This is a genomic window from Enterobacter sp. JS8-1, assembly GCF_049187015.1.
Lineage (GTDB): Bacteria > Pseudomonadota > Gammaproteobacteria > Enterobacterales > Enterobacteriaceae > Enterobacter > Enterobacter mori.
The window spans coordinates 126,911-142,705 of record NZ_CP185806.1 but is presented as its reverse complement, the minus strand read 5'-3'; the positions used below and the strand labels follow the sequence as shown (position 1 = coordinate 142,705).

The 15,795-nt window shown below is 55.0% G+C and carries 24 protein-coding genes and 1 pseudogene; 23 read left to right on the top strand and 2 right to left on the bottom strand.

The features are described 5' to 3' along the window. Nucleotides 1–37 precede the first annotated feature (37 nt). From ACOQH0_RS23920 to ACOQH0_RS23820, 21 genes and pseudogenes are all read left to right on the top strand, one after another. Complete coding sequence (locus ACOQH0_RS23920; RefSeq protein ID WP_032664463.1) at nt 38–448, top strand: DUF1380 family protein; 411 nt, start codon at nt 38–40, stop codon at nt 446–448. 49 nt (nt 449–497) lie between these two features. Continuing rightward, entirely contained in the window at nt 498–695 is a 198-nt protein-coding gene (locus tag ACOQH0_RS23915) for a hypothetical protein (protein WP_032664460.1), read from the top strand. Nucleotides 696–1,452: 757 nt separating this feature from the next. Next, nucleotides 1,453–1,725 (top strand): hypothetical protein, encoded by a 273-nt coding sequence (locus ACOQH0_RS23910; RefSeq protein ID WP_023337954.1) that lies wholly within the window; start codon nt 1,453–1,455, stop codon nt 1,723–1,725. 43 nt (nt 1,726–1,768) lie between these two features. Further along, complete coding sequence (locus ACOQH0_RS23905) at nt 1,769–2,134, top strand: hypothetical protein (protein ID WP_032641231.1); 366 nt, start codon at nt 1,769–1,771, stop codon at nt 2,132–2,134. A gap of 67 nt (nt 2,135–2,201) precedes the next feature. Beyond that, on the top strand, nt 2,202–4,214 hold the full coding sequence (locus ACOQH0_RS23900) for a ParB/RepB/Spo0J family partition protein (RefSeq protein ID WP_421512416.1): 2,013 nt from the start codon (nt 2,202–2,204) through the stop codon (nt 4,212–4,214). Nucleotides 4,215–4,251: 37 nt separating this feature from the next. Then, entirely contained in the window at nt 4,252–4,686 is a 435-nt protein-coding gene (gene psiB / locus ACOQH0_RS23895) for a conjugation system SOS inhibitor PsiB (protein ID WP_063409761.1), read from the top strand. Then, nucleotides 4,683–5,414, top strand: coding sequence for a plasmid SOS inhibition protein A (locus tag ACOQH0_RS23890; RefSeq protein ID WP_032664447.1), 732 nt, complete (start codon nt 4,683–4,685; stop codon nt 5,412–5,414). Before psiB ends, ACOQH0_RS23890 begins: the two co-directional genes overlap by 4 nt. After that, nucleotides 5,411–5,641 (top strand): hypothetical protein, encoded by a 231-nt coding sequence (locus ACOQH0_RS23885; protein WP_032664444.1) that lies wholly within the window; start codon nt 5,411–5,413, stop codon nt 5,639–5,641. The genes ACOQH0_RS23890 and ACOQH0_RS23885 overlap by 4 nt, the downstream gene beginning before the upstream one ends. Then, a complete protein-coding gene (locus ACOQH0_RS23880) occupies nt 5,638–5,859 on the top strand; it encodes a hypothetical protein (protein ID WP_081758237.1) in 222 nt (73 codons plus the stop codon). Before ACOQH0_RS23885 ends, ACOQH0_RS23880 begins: the two co-directional genes overlap by 4 nt. Nucleotides 5,860–5,995: 136 nt before the next feature. Then, nucleotides 5,996–6,211, top strand: a pseudogene (locus ACOQH0_RS23875) (DUF5431 family protein); the annotation flags it as partial. After that, entirely contained in the window at nt 6,156–6,278 is a 123-nt protein-coding gene (locus ACOQH0_RS23870) for a type I toxin-antitoxin system Hok family toxin (RefSeq protein WP_224776414.1), read from the top strand. The pseudogene ACOQH0_RS23875 and the gene ACOQH0_RS23870, both read left to right, overlap by 56 nt. Nucleotides 6,279–7,156: 878 nt before the next feature. Continuing rightward, nucleotides 7,157–7,471 (top strand): hypothetical protein, encoded by a 315-nt coding sequence (locus ACOQH0_RS23865; protein ID WP_032664442.1) that lies wholly within the window; start codon nt 7,157–7,159, stop codon nt 7,469–7,471. Nucleotides 7,472–7,579: 108 nt separating this feature from the next. Then, on the top strand, nt 7,580–7,738 hold the full coding sequence (locus tag ACOQH0_RS23860) for a hypothetical protein (RefSeq protein WP_226878501.1): 159 nt from the start codon (nt 7,580–7,582) through the stop codon (nt 7,736–7,738). Between the two features lie 77 nt (nt 7,739–7,815). After that, a complete protein-coding gene (locus ACOQH0_RS23855; protein WP_176261213.1) occupies nt 7,816–8,277 on the top strand; it encodes a DUF1419 domain-containing protein in 462 nt (153 codons plus the stop codon). An 87-nt stretch (nt 8,278–8,364) separates the two neighbouring features. Further along, nucleotides 8,365–8,565, top strand: a complete 201-nt coding sequence (locus ACOQH0_RS23850; RefSeq protein WP_032641245.1) for a hypothetical protein — start codon at nt 8,365–8,367, stop codon at nt 8,563–8,565. A gap of 40 nt (nt 8,566–8,605) precedes the next feature. Continuing rightward, nucleotides 8,606–9,397 (top strand): N-6 DNA methylase, encoded by a 792-nt coding sequence (locus ACOQH0_RS23845; protein ID WP_421512415.1) that lies wholly within the window; start codon nt 8,606–8,608, stop codon nt 9,395–9,397. Between the two features lie 42 nt (nt 9,398–9,439). Continuing rightward, on the top strand, nt 9,440–9,775 hold the full coding sequence (locus ACOQH0_RS23840) for a hypothetical protein (RefSeq protein WP_059312598.1): 336 nt from the start codon (nt 9,440–9,442) through the stop codon (nt 9,773–9,775). Between the two features lie 692 nt (nt 9,776–10,467). Next, the gene (locus ACOQH0_RS23835) at nt 10,468–10,842 is read left to right on the top strand and encodes a hypothetical protein (RefSeq protein ID WP_421512414.1); all 375 of its coding nucleotides are present in this window, start codon (nt 10,468–10,470) and stop codon (nt 10,840–10,842) included. Continuing rightward, nucleotides 10,842–11,198, top strand: coding sequence for a hypothetical protein (locus ACOQH0_RS23830; RefSeq protein WP_420095165.1), 357 nt, complete (start codon nt 10,842–10,844; stop codon nt 11,196–11,198). The genes ACOQH0_RS23835 and ACOQH0_RS23830 overlap by 1 nt, the downstream gene beginning before the upstream one ends. A gap of 704 nt (nt 11,199–11,902) precedes the next feature. Then, nucleotides 11,903–12,196, top strand: a complete 294-nt coding sequence (locus tag ACOQH0_RS23825) for a hypothetical protein (protein WP_252076432.1) — start codon at nt 11,903–11,905, stop codon at nt 12,194–12,196. Nucleotides 12,197–12,212: 16 nt separating this feature from the next. Further along, nucleotides 12,213–13,034 (top strand): DUF932 domain-containing protein, encoded by an 822-nt coding sequence (locus ACOQH0_RS23820; protein ID WP_421512413.1) that lies wholly within the window; start codon nt 12,213–12,215, stop codon nt 13,032–13,034. 28 nt (nt 13,035–13,062) lie between these two features. Here ACOQH0_RS23820 and ACOQH0_RS23815 read toward each other — a convergent pair whose 3' ends face one another. Further along, complete coding sequence (locus ACOQH0_RS23815; protein WP_248229911.1) at nt 13,063–13,602, bottom strand: lytic transglycosylase domain-containing protein; 540 nt, start codon at nt 13,600–13,602, stop codon at nt 13,063–13,065. 573 nt (nt 13,603–14,175) lie between these two features. Here ACOQH0_RS23815 and ACOQH0_RS23810 point away from each other — a divergent pair. After that, the gene (locus tag ACOQH0_RS23810) at nt 14,176–14,571 is read left to right on the top strand and encodes a conjugal transfer protein (protein ID WP_029403780.1); all 396 of its coding nucleotides are present in this window, start codon (nt 14,176–14,178) and stop codon (nt 14,569–14,571) included. A 32-nt stretch (nt 14,572–14,603) separates the two neighbouring features. On the opposite strand, the gene ACOQH0_RS23805 is transcribed toward ACOQH0_RS23810, so the two are convergent. After that, nucleotides 14,604–15,245 (bottom strand): Arc family DNA-binding protein, encoded by a 642-nt coding sequence (locus tag ACOQH0_RS23805; protein ID WP_333482640.1) that lies wholly within the window; start codon nt 15,243–15,245, stop codon nt 14,604–14,606. A gap of 196 nt (nt 15,246–15,441) precedes the next feature. On the opposite strand from ACOQH0_RS23805, the gene ACOQH0_RS23800 reads away from it, so the two are divergent. Next, entirely contained in the window at nt 15,442–15,795 is a 354-nt protein-coding gene (locus tag ACOQH0_RS23800; RefSeq protein ID WP_032645467.1) for a type IV conjugative transfer system pilin TraA, read from the top strand.

Sequence of the window (15,795 nt, the reverse complement as noted above, 5' to 3'; positions counted from 1 at the left end):
CACGGGCGGCAATGCCGCCCGACTAATGGAGAAAAACATGATTGGTACAGCAAAAGAGATAGCCATCGAAATGCTGCGTGATGACGATAATGACGGCGAGAAATTTGTATTCGCCAGCTGGAGCCGGAACGATATTCGCGGTCTCTGCATTGACTGGGATCTCAGTGATGAAGAGATCGACGTGGTGATGGAAAGACTGGAGGCAGAGTTGTATCCCTCCGGATGTGTCCCTCTCATCTACAACATTGTTGAGGTGATGGTGGAAGAAAAACGGAAACACCGTAATGTCACCATTCCGGCAGCAGCGCTTGCGGTGGTGATGCAGCTTGCAGGGAAGGAAATGGAGCGTATCGCCGTATGCGCTGAGGATGGCGGCGGATCGGCAGAAGAAACCCTGAAAGAAGAAAACGACGTCATGTTGAACCTGCGCGCAGCGCTCGATGCCTGACAGAGAAACCGGAGGCGTTGCCTCCGGAAACTGAAAAAAGGAGAACACCATGCAACTGTCACCGGAAACCCGCAGCATCCTGCGCCAGTATAAAACGCTCATCAACGAGCGACGTCGCGAATCCGGACTCAACCCCGTAACCACGGCGAAAGTGCTGGATGAGATCTGCGAATCGGCTACCCGCCAGTGTGCCGTTTATCTTTGCGGCCACTTCATTCTCCAGGGCGGTCAGGGGGATGCACAGTAAATAATCCGGGCGGGGCATATGCGCCGCCTGTTCGCGCGCGAAAACCCTGTCATCCCTTCGGGCTGACGGACGGCAAGGCCAGCGCCTGCGGCGCTGCCCCCTCCCGCTCTGATGTAAGCCCGGGGAGATGCACATGAAAGGCATTGTGAGGGCGAATTGTCACTGATACGGTCCTGCGTGGCGTGGCGTGGCGTGGCGTGGCGTGGCGTGGCGTGGCGTGGCGTGGCGGCTCTGAAACCCGATCAGCAAATTCCCTCAAAACACCCGAATCCCACTTCTGGCCCCCTTCGGCTCCCGGCCAGCGCTGCTGTCCGGTCGTCGAGCCCCACTCCGCCAGGGCGGCTGCTGACGCACCCGCCGGGCTCCGCCGAACCCCTCCGGGGTTCGTGCCATACGGCTAGGGTCTGATGGCGAAGGTCAAGGGCTGCGGCTTCTCCGGCCGTGCCGTCCGGAACGCCTTCACCGCGCCGGCTGATGCCGTCGCTTTAATGGCGCCACGCCGTTCCGACGTGTCGGGTGTGTGCATCCTGTTCCCCCGGTGAGGCCATCCCCCGTGCGTCCTCACGCGGAGGGCTTGTCGTAGCACCGTCGGGTCGTCATCCAAGGGGTGAAATGCACTCCGCCAAAACTTTTTGCGTGCCGCAAAAACTTTAGTCTCCGCCCCTTTCCTTCCGCCCTTCGCCGTTGCTCCTTTGCCCTTTGCCGCGAGAGAACTCACCAGGGAGATGGACAACCATCACCACAGGAGAAAACCAGGATGCACACACGAAACGTCAACGTCAAAACCGCCGCTCAAGAATCTTCCAGGAAGATGGGGGAAGAACAAAACCCTGTTTCTGTCGCACGGGAGTGGGTGGCTCAGGCCACTTCGCTGAAAGCGGGTGTCACCGTCACCCTGTCCGATGTGTCCCGATACGGCGACGTGCAGGTGGAGATCCGCACCAACGGAACGCTTAACTGGCGCGCCTGGTCGTTTGAGCCTGATTTTCTTTTTGAACTGAAACGCAACCTGCAATACGTGCAGCTTTAACCGGAGGCCGGATGTCCGGCCTTAACCCAGAGAAGGAGGAAACATGCAGAACCTTAACACCCGTCCGGCGACCCGTAAGGTCGGGCAGAGCACCGAAATCGTGAAGCTGCTGCGCATTCAGGCCAGCGACACCCACGTAGTCGAGTTTGACAACGTGGACACCCGATTTAATGACTGCAACAACTGGCAGGTTATGGCAGGAGGCAAACGCGTCCTGTTCAGCAACCGCATGTATGAGCGTTTTTCAGATGTGAAATCGGGGATCGTGGCAACGATCAACGTGTGTGAAAACAGCGGCAGCGTAACGGATAAAGCGATGCTGGAAGGGGCAAAAGTCATGATGCAGGTTCTTGATGGCTATCCGTCCTTTGCAGCACTGGCAGCACACCCGAAACGCATTACCGGTTAACCGAGTGCCGTGACCGGAGGGCAATCCGGCCACGGCTAACCACAACTATCACTGAGAGGTAAAAATCATGGTCGCCACCAATACTACGGCAAAAAAACCAGCTAAGACCACCCGTCAGACAAAATCTGCGGAAAAAATCGCGCAGTCTACCGAGCAGAAGCTCGTCCAGCTGCTCGCTGATACGCCTGTGCAAATCTTCCCGTACTCCCGCCTGTCACACACGGGCTTAAACACGCGCATCATTCCGCATACCGATCAGGAAGTGGAAGAGATGGCAGACAGCATTCAGGCAATGGGCATCCTCCAGAACCTGATCGGTGCAGAACTGCCGGACGGTACGATCGGCATTGTCGGCGGGGAAGGTCGTCGCAGAGGCACAGGCATTCTGGTGATGCGCGGTGTGCTCGATGCAGACACGCCGTTTGTTCCGGTGAAAGTCCTGCCCGTTGAGATGGCTGTGGCGGCCTCGATGATCGAGAACGGTCGACGTAAAAACATGCATCCCGCCGAGCAGATTATCGGTTTTCGTACTCTTCAGCAGGAAGGTAAAACGGCCTCTCAGATCGGCGCACTGATGGGCTATCACCCGCGCCACGTTCAGCGCTGCCTGAAACTGGCGAATCTTGCCCCCTCCCTGCTGGATGCGCTGGCGCGGGATGAAATCTCCCTTGAACAGTGTGAAGTCCTGACACTTGCTGATACCCATGAGCGTCAGGAGCAGGTCTGGAAAGAGGCTGTTGAACAGTGGCGCGATCCAGCCGTACAGACCCTGCGCAAAATGGTGACTGACGACAAGATGGCCATCAGTCACCCGATGTTTGAGTATGTGGGCGAGGAAGCCTATACCGCCGCTGGCGGTACGCTGACCGCCGACCTGTTCAGCGACAAGGACAGCACCTTTGCCGATGCTGCGCTGGTGAAATCTCTGTTGGCTGGCAAGCTCACCGTGCTCGCCGCCCGTGTTAAGCAGGAGCAGGGCTGGGGCTGGGCTGAGTTCCGTATGACGGAACTCAGCTTCAGCGGTGAGGACGGTGAACTGTACCGTTTTGCCATGCCAAAAGCTGTCCTCACGGAAGAAGAACAGAAGCGCGTCAGTGAGCTGGAAGAACAAAGGGAAGCCACTGAAACCTACGATGACGAATACGAGCTTCAGCAGCAGATCGATGACATTTACTGCGAGGCGAAGTACCGCGAAGCCACGCCGGAATTTCGCGCCGCGCACGGAATCTGGGTGTCATGGGACGGTAGCAATTTTCAGGTTCAGCCTGGTATCCGCAAGCTGACCGACGAAGACCGGGCAGAAGAAGAACAGGCGCGTCAGGAACGTGAAAAGAACGTGATTAGATACACCACGCCTGACATTCCCGCTGACGCCTATCCGGCAACGCTGGTTAAGGCCATGTCAGCCGAACGTACTCTGGCTGTTCAGGCCGAACTGGCGGGGCGTCCTGACGTGTCGGTGGCGCTGCTGACGTGGACGCTGTGTCTTGCGCTCTTTGATCGCACCCACGGCAAGCGCAGCCAACCGCTGAAAGCCTCCGTGTCCTCGAATCAGTATCACCTTGCATCACTGGCTCCATCCGGTGACGAAGGGAAGGCGCTGACGGCGCTCAATGCACAGAAAATAGCGCTTCAGGCAACGCTGCCAGAAAACTGGCATCTCGATGTCACCTGGCTGCTGTCATGGTCAGCAGAGCAGGTGAACACCCTGCTGGGATTCTGTGCAGCGCACGGTATCAACGGTATTCAGGAACGTATGTATAACCATACGCAGAAAAGTGAACTGGACGGGCTGGAAGCGGCGCTGGACTTTGACCTGCGCAAATGGTGGCAGCCGGATGCTGAGAGCTACTTCGGTAAGCTCACTATTTCCCAGATTGGCAAAGCCTATGAAGAAGCCGGACTCAGCGCCCGTGCGGGTGAAGTTGTGAAGCTCAAGCGCCGCGATGCGGCGAAGGCCGCCGAGCAGGATCTGAATGCTCAGGGCTGGCTGCCTGACTGGATGGTGCGCCCAGCGCCAGCCGCTGAGGCTGAAGAAGCCACCGAATCCGACGCTCACACCACTGACCACGCTGCTTAATACAGGAGGCCGCCGCCTTCGGGCGGCGGGAACAGACATGACCATGCAATATGACCTGAACCGAATCAACACACTGACCGCCACAGACCTGGAGTTTATCCGTCAGCAGGGCGAGGACGCGCGCCGCGCCCTCAGCGATGCCGTGACCGGCCTTCTGTCGACACCTGAAGGATGGTGCGTCTGCGCCGAGTTCCGCACCGAGTTTGGCGGCTTCTTCCCCGTCCAGTGCCGCTTCAGCGCGGACGGCAGCGATGACTGGCATCTGTGCGTGTGCAGCCCCGGCGAAGTCTCGCCTTACTGGCTTCTGGTGCTGCTCTCCTCCGGCGGTGAAGTGGTGCGTACCCTTTACCAGAGCGACAAGCTCCAGCCTGACCGGATAAACCAGCTGATCGCGCAGCTGGCAGGTATGCGCCGCTTTAACTGCACAGCCAGCACCGTGGTGAACCTGATGAGCGTGGAGGTGACAGCATGATCCCGTCCTCACACGCGCTCGTTTCCCTGAAGCCCGCCCGTCAGGCTGCAATACAGGCTATCAGCCATGTTGAGTCTGCCCGCGAACGCGGCGCACGACTTCCCGCCATGCCGTATGTGCGTACTTTTCTGCGCCTTCTCACGGGCAGCGGGCGTCTCAACGCCACGGTGGCCAATAAAATACCTGGCCTGCACTGGGTGCCAAATAACCGTCATTCGAACCTGAAACAGGTCGAGGAGGCGCTTAACACGATGATCGCCACCAGTGGCGAAGCCTGCCCGCTGCCGCTCACGATTGACGTACAGGCCGAACTGTTTCCTGAAGTCATGCACACCCGCACGGGTCGACGGCTGCACAGGTCCGGCATTAAGACCACGCGCCAGCTGCGCCGCCAGTCCCGCGAGTACGAACAGCGCTGGAAACTGCGCCAGAACCTGCTGGAGCAGGCGAAAATCGACCTGAATTTTCAGTCACCGGAAACCGTCTGCACCTGGTACACCCGGTGGAGCGACGAGTTTGACGCGGCAGAGCTTGCCGCACCGTTCTGGCGCTGGCAGTCGCGGTTCACGTCGCTGAAGGAACTTGACTGGCTTCGCATCAGCGGTGAGCCGCTGTATGCAGTGATGTACGAAATCCCGTTTATCGTGCGGGAGACTCCGGAATCTGTCCGTACTGCTGAGCGCTGGCAGGTGCCGAACAAGTTGCGGTATCAGCAGGGGGCAGAATGAGAAATAACCCCTGCAAGACGGAGCTGAAAGTCGCCCGCAGCCAGCGTAACAAGCTCCGTACCATGTCGGCAAAGCTGAAAGAGATGTGCTGCGAGTGGGACGGACTCAGTGGCTGGCTGGAAACCGAAACCGAGCAGCTGGCTGAGAGTATAGACAGGCATCTTGAGGCGCTCGAAGACCAGATCCGCGAGTGGTCAGAAGGTACGGATAACCGGGAGGGATATTGAGCATTATCAGCCGCAGGTTCGACAAAAAAGAAACGAGTACCGTGTTCCGGCATGCTGAAAGCGGGAAGATTCTGTACCGTCTTGATGCCCGGCTGGAGCGGGATGACTGGGAAATGTTGCAGGCGATGATCAGCCTTGTCTATAACGCCGGCGTGACCGCCGGAAGCGAACAGCGAGCCGCTGAAATTCGTGAGGCGCTGGGGATGTCAGGAACTTAATGACGCGGAAAAACGATGAGGATTTATACAGTTTTCAGACTGTTATTCCTGGGCAGATGATCGACAACGGGATATAATGGCGATGGCGCTTGAGGCTTTTTGCCTCATGACGTGAAGGTGGTTTGTTACCGGTTGTGTGGCAAAAAGAAGAAAGCCCCGTAGGAAGTTAATTTTCATTAACCAACCAAACGAGGCCATCTGCTTGACTAGACACCAACAGAATAGCCTCTTAGCAGCCGCAAGGCAAGGAGAAGACGGCTATGAAACTGCCACGAAATACCCTGATCTGGTGTGTATTGATTGTGTGTCTCACACTACTGATATTCACTTACCTGACACGGAAATCGCTCTGCGAAATCCGTTACAGGGACACGAACAGGGAGGTGGCGGCTTTCATGGCTTACGAATCCGCTAAGTAGCCAACCCCGGCGGGGGGAAACCCCCGCCATTAAGGGGCTGAGGCTGTCTGGACATGCCTGAAGCGCCTTTATGAAGGGGTTACCGGTTTACCGGTAGCCCCTTTTTCCTTCCTGACGCGACCGCACGCCTGAACTTCCGGGAAGGGCTGTTCCCCTGCGGGGAACGGGGGAGGGGGGACGCGCCTTCGGCGCTGCCCCTCTGCTCCCCCCGCCTTGTCCACACTCCAGGCTTTCCTGCCTGATTTTGCTGAAGTCAGAGCACCATGAGTTACCTGCCTGTACCTGGCTTCAGCATGGTTTTCCCTGTGTTCTTCATCCCGGGCGTCATATCCGGTGTCCTGCTGGTTAACTTTTCCAGCTGCAGCTCCGTGGCCATAACCCGAAAACAGGGCAGGGCGATGGCCCCCTTCGGCTCCCGGCCAGCGTTGCTGTCCGGTCGTCGAGCCCCACTCCGCCAGGGCGGCTGCTGACGCACCCGCCGGGCTCCGCCGAACCCCTCCGGGGTTCGTGCCATACGGCTAGGGTCTGATGGCTAAGGTCAAGGGCTGCGGCTTCTCCGGCCGTGCCGTCCGGAACGCCTTCACCGCGCCGGCTGATGCCGTCGCTTTAAGGTCGCCACGCCGTTCCGACGTGTCGGGTGTGTGCATCCTGTTCTCCCGGTGAAGCCATCCCCCGTGCGTCCTCACGCGGAGGGCTTGTCGTAGCACCGTCGGGTCGTCATCCAAGGGGTGAAATGCACTCCGCCAAAACTTTTTGCGTGCCGCAAAAACTTTAGTCTCCGCCCCTTTCCTTCCGCCCTTCGCCGTTGCTCCTTTGCCCTTTGCCGCGAGAGAACTCACCAGGGAGATGGACAACCATCACCACAGGAGAAAACCAGGATGCACACACGAAACGTCAACGTCAAAACCGCCGCTCAAGAATCTTCCAGGAAGATAGGGGGAAAAACCGTGTCGTACACGATCCTCGTCGCTGAGACGAAAAAAAACTCTGAGGAGGAATCGGACGTTCTGGAGTTCAGCAGCCTTGCAGAGCTGAAGAAACTGCGCAGACGCTGCCCCGAAACAATGCGCTGCACCTATTTCTACGCCCTCAGCAGCGGCGTCGATAAACAGTTCCGCCATATCCATGTGGCTGAAGCTGACCACTTCAAACAGTTTGTGCGCCTGATCGAGCGCGAAGGTATCGACATTTAAATCCGGTTCACCCCGTGCGGCAGCCGCTGCACGGAACCTCATCAGACAGGAGCCAGAAACATGAGCGTTAACACCCCGACCGCAAAGGCCTGTTCCGGAAATGGGCATATGTCAGGCCCGGAGCCTAAAACAGCCTCTCTAATTGCGATTTATGGCAATGAGGCGAGCTATTCATGGAACGTTCTGGAGGATCTGAAAGCTGCAGGTGCTTCTTATACCCGCAGAAATATTATCGCCGATATGTTCCGCCGTCTGGGCGTTCAGTAACCCGGACTTACCTTCGACCCGATGCGGTGCTGTATAGCAGCTACTGCCCGGAACTAAATCAAACAGGAGCCTGAAAGATGAACGTTAACCCCCCGACCGCTGCACCAATGGCCTTTTTCGTTCCGTCTCATAACGCCGTTTATGACCGCGCAACACAACTGGACGGGCAGTGGGTGACTCAGCGTGAAGCGAAAACGCTGGAATCCCTTCGCCGTCTCTATCCGGATGCGGAGCTGATCCCCGCGACTCTGGTACAGGAAAAGCAGAATGACGGCTATCGCCGTCCCTGGGCGGAAATCACCGAGGCCCGGTATATCGACCAGCTGGAAACACTGCCGCCAGTGGACTGGTGCAGGGGGTTTGGCGGGGAGTCGTTCAAATCAATGGAGTTTACGGGCGGGGATGTGACCGCAATTTTTGTCCGGTACGGCGCGCGTTTCTTTGAGTGCCATGACCTGCACACCCGCCATCACCGTGAGCTGATTGGCGACGTGATCGCACGTTTCTGTCTCGATGCGCCGCTGAATTCCGCGCATTAAAAAAGCAGGGTTGCCCCTGCTTTCTCAACGCCGGGTAGCCGCTGGAACGGTGAACCGGCAATCACAACCAAAGTAAGGAGATTGATCGTGAAATTTGACCCGCAAACTGTCGCACAGGCGAAGGCATTTGTAAATGCCCTCCGCGCCGGAAAACGCGCACGCGTCCCCGCGCTGCGCTTCTCACAGTGGCAGCAGTTTCTGTCCGTGGTAAATGCCGAAACGGGCTACGCCGCCGAGGCTGACTGTGGTCTGGCTGTCAGCGTCTATCCGGCGCTTGGACTGGCTTAACAGGAGGCGGCCGCCTGCGGGTGGCCGGTAAGGTGAAACCATGTCACAACTGAGTTTTGAATCCCTGTTCCTGGCAGACCAGGCTGATCCGAAGCCGCGGGCTTCCGCTCCTGTCCGGGTGCAGTCCCCAGCTGAGGCGCGTAAGCAGTTCGCCAGTGTGTTCCGTCAAACCGCGAAATATATGCGCCGTTCCGAAGTGTTCCGCGACTTTATCACCCTGGCCGCCAGCGGGCTTGATATAGCGAGCATACGCTCGCCAGAAAGCATCGAAAACAGCCGACGAATCTGCGGGCGGTATCAGCCGGACGATTTAGACGCCATGAGACAGCTGTTCTGCCTGTTGGTGGAGGGGCTGGCGGGTGAAATGCATGATTTTCTGGGCGCACTGTATATGGAGCATGAGCTGGGCGCGGACGAAATGGGGCAGTATTTCTCTCCGTCCTCCATCTCCCGCCTGATGGCCGGACTACTCATGCCCGGCGCTCAGGAGACGATAAAGCGTGAGGGTTGGATGACGCTAGATGAGCCTACCTGTGGTAGCGGCGGTATGGTCATTGCCTTTGCATACTGGATGGCTGAGGCGGGATATAACCCCTCAGAACAGCTGTATGCCACCTGCACAGATATCGATCCGATGGTGGCTGATATGGCCTTTATCCAGCTGTCACTGCTGGGTATCCCTGCGAAAGTCGTGACCGGTAATACGCTGACTCTGAAAGCAAATCGCGCGCGTTATACCCCCGTTTATTACTTCAATGACTGGCAGGGACGTCTGGAGTTTCGCAGTCGTTTCGAAGCTATGAAAAACTTTCTGGCCACCGTGGCCGCCTGACTGACAGAGCGGCAGGGCAGACCTGCCGCAGGGAGAGATAAAATGATGAGCAACACACTGAACGCTGTTCCGGCCACCGTGCTGGAGACGATGGCAGAACGCCTGCAAGGCCAGGCTGAACCGATAAAAATCCGCAGCAACGATGATCACGCCGCGCTGGCTGCAGATGTGCTCTGGAAATTTGCCCGTAAAACCGGGCTGAACAGGGAAAGCGAAAGCGTGCAAACTGTCATCACGGATTTTCTGGCAAATCTGCTGCACCTCTGCGAACAGTGCGAGCCGGACGGGGCTGGCATTGAGGGATTTAATGTCCTGCTGAATATGGCCATGATGCACTATGAGCAGGAAAACGGAGGTGACAGCGAAGAACCGATCTGATCGGAAATCCTGGCCCCGGTGCATATCATCGGGGCAACCGCAAAAAACGCTACCCCTTCGGGGTAAACGGGGAGGGCGAAAGCGCCTCCGGCGCTCCTGCCGTTCCCCGTTGCTGTGCTTCACTCCTTCCCTGCGATCATAACCGGCATCCTGCTGGTTAACTTTCTCTGCTGCAGCTCCGTTATGGCCATAACCGAAAAACAGGGCAGGGCGATGGCCCCCTTCGGCTCCCGGCCAGCGCTGCTGTCCGGTCGTCGAGCCCCACTCCGCCAGGGCGGCCGCTGCGCACCCGCCAGGCTCCGCCGAACCCCTCCGGGTTTCGGGCCATACGGCTAGGGTCTGATGGCTAAGGTCAAGGGCTGCGGCTTCTCCGGCCGCGCCGTCCGGAACGCCTTCACCGCGCCGGCTGATGCCGTCGCTTTAATGGCGCCACGCCGTTCCGACGTGTCGGGTGTGTGCATCCTGTTCCCCCGGTGAGGCCATCCCCCGTGCGTCCTCACGCGGAGGGCTTGTCGTAGCACCGTCGGGTCGTCATCCAAGGGGTGAAATGCACTCCGCCAAAACTTTTTGCGTGCCGCAAAAACTTTAGTCTCCGCCCCTTTCCTTCCGCCCTTCGCCGTTGCTCCTTTGCCCTTTGCCGCGAGAGAACTCACCAGGGAGATGGACAACCATCACCACAGGAGAAAACCAGGATGCACACACAAAACGTCAACGTCAAAACCGCCGCTCCCGAATCTTCCAGGAAGATAGGGGGAAAAACACAAACTGAGTCCAGTGGCTTTGTTGTGGAAACTGTCGGGCAGAGTGAAACAGTCTCTGCGCTCACTTTTGAGCAATTCTGGGATCTGTATTCATGGGTCGTCAGCGAATCACGAGCTGATGTTAAGCCTGTAAATTTTGTCGCACCGGCTGACAGTGTCGAACTGATTTATATCGATCCGGAAGTCCCGGATTACTTCTCTGTATGGCTACTGGATGGTTACCCGGTTGCCGCAGCTGCATTGCTGGAAAATTTCTCACGCGTATTACCTTCTTTCGTAAATATCTTCGCTGGAGACAAATCATGATGCAAACAACGGTGACACATAAAACAACGCTCCTGCGCACTGATGGCTTTGTACGCAATATTCACTCACGTAATCCGTTCGACGTCATTCGTGCTGATGTGGTTCTGGCTCGTATGGAAAAGCGGGCTGGTAAAACATGCGGCGCGTACTACGAAATCTATGATGTCACTTTGCTGGGAATGGCGCTGGACTACCTGGCTAAATTACCTCTTAAAGACCGCCCGGTATTCATGGGAGCAGCGTCGATGCGCGGCTTAATGCTGACGTGGGCTGAGGAAGAACGTGCGAAGGAGAGGTATGACGACCTTATGATCGAGATGGCATTTGAGTCGGGAATTGAGTCAGGTGATTACTAGCTCCTGATCCCGGTTTCGGTCTAGCCCTGGTGGCATTCATCAGGGCAACCGCACAAACCCTCTTTCCCCTTCGGGGAAACGGGGAGGGCATAAGCGCCTCCGGCGCTCCTGCCTTTCCCCGTTGCTGTGCTTCACTCCTTCCCTGCGATCATAACCGGCATCCTGCTGGTTAACTTTCTCTGCTGCAGCTCCGTTATGGCCATAACCGAAAAACAGGGCAGGGCGATGGCCCCCTTCGGCTCCCGGCCAGCGCTGCTGTCCGGTCGTCGAGCCCCACTCCGCCAGGGCGGCCGCTGCGCACCCGCCAGGCTCCGCCGAACCCCTCCGGGTTTCGGGCCATACGGCTAGGGTCTGATGGCTAAGGTCAAGGGCTGCGGCTTCTCCGGCCGCGCCGTCCGGAACGCCTTCACCGCGCCGGCTGATGCCGTCGCTTTAATGGCGCCACGCCGTTCCGACGTGTCGGGTGTGTGCATCCTGTTCCCCCGGTGAGGCCATCCCCCGTGCGTCCTCACGCGGAGGGCTTGTCGTAGCACCGTCGGGTCGTCATCCAAGGGGTGAAATGCACTCCGCCAAAACTTTTTGCGTGCCGCAAAAACTTTAGTCTCCGCCCCTTTCCTTCCGCCCTTCGCCGTTGCTCCTTTGCCCTTTGCCGCGAGAGAACTCACCAGGGAGATGGACAACCATCACCACAGGAGAAAACCAGGATGCACACACGAAACGTCAACGTCAAAACCGCCGCTCAAGAATCTACCGGAAGATGTGATTCAAACCTCACCACGTCCCAGTTCACGGATCTGTTTTGCTGGGTCCTGGCAGCATCGGAAGGGGAGCCACAACCGGTAATTTTTACGCCGCCAGAGAATTCCACTGAGCTGACGTTAATAAATGACGAATGCCCGGATTATATCTCTGTCTGGGTTGTAGATGGTCGCCCGGTGGCAGCTGCAATGCCGCTGGATAATTTTCACCGCGTTATTTCTTCATCTCTAACTAAATAATCAGGAGTAAATAAAAATGGTCAGTTTCGCAAGCCGTTATCGTATGCCTACCTCGATCCGTAAAGACCGTCCGCTGACGAATGATGAATTACAGCTCATCGTTCCGAGCGCTTTCTCATCGGATAAACACGATTCACGCTCTGAACGTTATACGTATATCCCGACCATTAACATTCTTGATCGCTTACGTGATGAAGGTTTTCAGCCGTATTATGCAACGCAGTCACGTACACGTGACCAGGATAAACGCGACTTTACAAAACATATGCTTCGCCTGCGTCGTCATAACCAGATTAACGGAAAGGAAGTACCGGAAATTATTCTGCTGAATAGCCATGATGGCTCAAGCAGCTATAAAATGATCCCAGGCATGTTTCGTCAGGTTTGCAGTAATGGTCTGGTTGCATGGAAGGATTTTGGTGAAATCCGCGTACCCCACAAAGGGGATATTGTCGGGCAGGTTATTGAAGGCGCTTACACGGTGCTGAAAACATTTGACGCGGTTGATGAAAATATTGACCTCATGAAAAGCATTCAGCTCACTTTGCCTGAGCAGCGCCTTTTTGGTGCGACCGCCCTGGAACTGAAATACGATGGAAAACCAGCGCCGATTACACCGGAGCAAATTATTAACCCTCGCCGTGTGCTCGACAGAGGCCAGGATTTATGGACCACGTTTAACGTGGTGCAGGAAAATGTGATCCGTGGGGGAATTCGTGGCAGAACGGAAAAAGGGAAGATGACCAGAACGCGGGAAGTCACCGGAATAGATGGTGACATCAAATTAAATCAGGCGCTCTGGAAAATGGCTGAGGAGTTTGCAAAACTGAAGGCCTGAAAATTAAGCCGCTCAACAGAGCGGCTTTTTACTGCACGCTATGTGACGATGCTGTTTCTGTAATTTTAATATCATGTTCCTTTCCCGCAGCTGGCGCAAGACGTTCTGAAAGTAACTTTTTTCTGGCCAGTAATACACGATATATATTTTTGATGTCCTGTGCATAGGCCTTGCGCTGTACAATGAGCTTTTTGCTCGGTCCAGTATTATACATCCCCACGCTGTCCCAGTTTTTTCCGTATGACCGAAAGTTGTGCGCCAGTACCCATGCTCCCGTATAAACGCAGATACATGGATCATTTAACAGGCGCTCACGGGTAATATTGAAGTTTTTAAGTTTACCGTAATGGGAACTGTTCACCTGCATACCGCAGACATCTTCCGTTCCATTCCTGTTTGATCCATTTATCGCATCCGGTACCAGATGGCTCTCTTTAATCGAAATTGACATAAGCAGCAGCGGATCAATTTGGTAATCTTTCCCGGCCTGATCAAAGCACATCTGCGGAGCTGCGCCAGCAGATAGTGAAAGAGTCAGCAAAGCAGCAGGCAGTAACGATATTTTCATGGTTTGGCCTTTTAGCGGAATAAACGGGCTCTGGAGACGCGCTTTAAAAAATACCCCGGCGGATCGTCGTAATCAAGTAAATTCACTACAAACGCGCGTGAGCGCTCTCCTGATGGGATTTAACACCTGTCCGAAATAAACATGTCAGAGCAGTAGGCGGTATTAACATGCCGCTCTTTACTAACCCTTTAAAACATCACACCCCACGCAAGACTTCGTCTTGCAGATTTTTCCTTTAGTTTCATGATGATGTCTGCAAGAATTTTGCGCGTTGTTGGATTAAGACCGTTAAATGTCGCACATACCGACACTACACTATCGTATAATCCTGATACCTGTTAGTGTCGGTATGTCACACATGTATCGTACAATTGTAGATATGCTTTAATTCCATTGAATTATATATCGCACAGTGTCACACTGTCGCACATCCTGGTGCTGGATTGTACTACTGTACAGAGCGTAAATTCACAGCAGTATCAATCCATTGCACCTTTGCACAGCAATCTGATAATCCACCAACAGGCTATATGCAGTGTCGGTTCCGACACTAACTTAAAACAGGTAAGAAATATGGGAAGAGTCGGCATCTACCTTAAAGATAAAATTGAACGTGAAGTTCGTGATATTGTTCAACAAGACCTGCAAAACGGCGCCAATGCTGGAGAAGCAAACATATCAGCCACCTGCAACGAATTAATCAGGCTTGGACTTCTTGTTTATAAGCGCGATGGCGAGGATGGTAACCAGTTTGATATTGAAGGATATCGCAGAGACCTCATAAGAAAAGCAGCCGGCTCACGTGAAGGCACAGTTCTCATTGCAACACTACTCGCTGAAATGTATTTAAAAATGACAGGAAAAGACGGCGAGGGCAGCCTGGAAGATACGCTCGATATGATTATTAGCGGCATAAATACAGCTGAGAACGAAGCGGAAGCAAGGCACTTCATCAACGAAAAAGAATAAATCTGCGAGCCGGACACTCCGGCTCGCATCGATCACTGAGACGATTTTTCATCCCAGGGGAGGTCACTTTTTTCTACCTCTCTTATTTTTTCCTTCAGGAAAACTTCAAACTCCATACAGAGAACTTTAAGTGCCTGAGCATCCTCGTTCTGGTCAAGCAACCTTTCCGTAAAATAACCCAGCGTATTCATCAGGCGGGTGAGCATTTCGTCATTCAGACTACGGTTATGCACCTTCGCCATTGCCCTGATTTCATCAGCAAGATTCTCGGGAATACGCATGCTATATCCGGTTGTTTTCCCTGGAAGCAAAATCCGCTCACCCTCACGCCACATCCATAATTGCTCTTGCTTGGGCGAGGATTTAATTTCACCAACAACATCAACAGATTCACTATCAAGCAATTGCCCTAGCCACTCTTCAAATCTCACCGCCAGTGCAACAAGCCGCTCACCCTCCGCAGTTTTAATGACAGGTTTCCCAGGCTGATAATTCAGCGACAACAAAAGCCTGGCAATAATCTCCTCATTCACACTTCTGTTGCCAGCCCTGGCACATATTCTCAGCTCCATAAGCAGATTATCCGGAGCACGCAATCGCCACTCCACCGCTTCACCTGGCTGGAACTTGCGTGGACGGCCGCGACCATCCCACATTTTCTCTTTTACTTTCATAGCTATAGATCCCGGAGGCCATTTCTGAACGTTCTGGTCAACAAAGCCTACTCACTTACATATTCGGATAAATCTGAATGATTCCAAAAAGTGTGACATGCGTCACAGTTTTTTTTTTTTAGGGTCATGGGACAATTGCGCCCGCGTAAACAAGCACTTACGCGATTCACTTTTGTTTACTTCGGAGAAAACAAACATGTTAACCAAAGGCAGTGCCCTTAACGTCGGTAAGGGATGGGCGGTAGCGTCTTTATTCCGCAAAGCACGCGAAAATCGCAAAGCTAAATTTTACTTAAAGTCAGCAGGCGCTTTTTTAATTGCACTTATGGTCACTCACCCGGCATTCGCATCTGGTACTGACCTTCTTTCCTCACAGAACACCACGGTTAATTCCACCTTCGGTTCTGGTTCTTCACTGGTTAAATGGTTCTACATCGCCGAAATCATCATGGGCCTGTTTATTTACATTAAGGCCCGCTCACCACTGGTGTTCGTCGGTATCGTCATGGCAATCATCTTTACCCGTGTCGCCTTCGGCATCGCGAGCTAA

Excerpts from the sequence above, each read along its gene's own strand:
- ACOQH0_RS23920 (WP_032664463.1), top strand. The coding sequence starts at position 38 with ATGATTGGTACAGCAAAAGAGATAGCCATCGAAATGCTGCGTGATGAC.
- ACOQH0_RS23915 (WP_032664460.1), top strand. The coding sequence starts at position 498 with ATGCAACTGTCACCGGAAACCCGCAGCATCCTGCGCCAGTATAAAACG.
- ACOQH0_RS23910 (WP_023337954.1), top strand. The coding sequence starts at position 1,453 with ATGCACACACGAAACGTCAACGTCAAAACCGCCGCTCAAGAATCTTCC.
- ACOQH0_RS23905 (WP_032641231.1), top strand. The coding sequence starts at position 1,769 with ATGCAGAACCTTAACACCCGTCCGGCGACCCGTAAGGTCGGGCAGAGC.
- ACOQH0_RS23900 (WP_421512416.1), top strand. The coding sequence starts at position 2,202 with ATGGTCGCCACCAATACTACGGCAAAAAAACCAGCTAAGACCACCCGT.
- psiB (WP_063409761.1), top strand. The coding sequence starts at position 4,252 with ATGACCATGCAATATGACCTGAACCGAATCAACACACTGACCGCCACA.
- ACOQH0_RS23890 (WP_032664447.1), top strand. The coding sequence starts at position 4,683 with ATGATCCCGTCCTCACACGCGCTCGTTTCCCTGAAGCCCGCCCGTCAG.
- ACOQH0_RS23885 (WP_032664444.1), top strand. The coding sequence starts at position 5,411 with ATGAGAAATAACCCCTGCAAGACGGAGCTGAAAGTCGCCCGCAGCCAG.
- ACOQH0_RS23865 (WP_032664442.1), top strand. The coding sequence starts at position 7,157 with ATGCACACACGAAACGTCAACGTCAAAACCGCCGCTCAAGAATCTTCC.
- ACOQH0_RS23860 (WP_226878501.1), top strand. The coding sequence starts at position 7,580 with ATGTCAGGCCCGGAGCCTAAAACAGCCTCTCTAATTGCGATTTATGGC.
- ACOQH0_RS23855 (WP_176261213.1), top strand. The coding sequence starts at position 7,816 with ATGAACGTTAACCCCCCGACCGCTGCACCAATGGCCTTTTTCGTTCCG.
- ACOQH0_RS23845 (WP_421512415.1), top strand. The coding sequence starts at position 8,606 with ATGTCACAACTGAGTTTTGAATCCCTGTTCCTGGCAGACCAGGCTGAT.
- ACOQH0_RS23840 (WP_059312598.1), top strand. The coding sequence starts at position 9,440 with ATGATGAGCAACACACTGAACGCTGTTCCGGCCACCGTGCTGGAGACG.
- ACOQH0_RS23835 (WP_421512414.1), top strand. The coding sequence starts at position 10,468 with ATGCACACACAAAACGTCAACGTCAAAACCGCCGCTCCCGAATCTTCC.
- ACOQH0_RS23830 (WP_420095165.1), top strand. The coding sequence starts at position 10,842 with ATGCAAACAACGGTGACACATAAAACAACGCTCCTGCGCACTGATGGC.
- ACOQH0_RS23825 (WP_252076432.1), top strand. The coding sequence starts at position 11,903 with ATGCACACACGAAACGTCAACGTCAAAACCGCCGCTCAAGAATCTACC.
- ACOQH0_RS23820 (WP_421512413.1), top strand. The coding sequence starts at position 12,213 with ATGGTCAGTTTCGCAAGCCGTTATCGTATGCCTACCTCGATCCGTAAA.
- ACOQH0_RS23815 (WP_248229911.1), bottom strand. The coding sequence starts at position 13,602 with ATGAAAATATCGTTACTGCCTGCTGCTTTGCTGACTCTTTCACTATCT.
- ACOQH0_RS23810 (WP_029403780.1), top strand. The coding sequence starts at position 14,176 with ATGGGAAGAGTCGGCATCTACCTTAAAGATAAAATTGAACGTGAAGTT.
- ACOQH0_RS23805 (WP_333482640.1), bottom strand. The coding sequence starts at position 15,245 with ATGAAAGTAAAAGAGAAAATGTGGGATGGTCGCGGCCGTCCACGCAAG.
- ACOQH0_RS23800 (WP_032645467.1), top strand. The coding sequence starts at position 15,442 with ATGTTAACCAAAGGCAGTGCCCTTAACGTCGGTAAGGGATGGGCGGTA.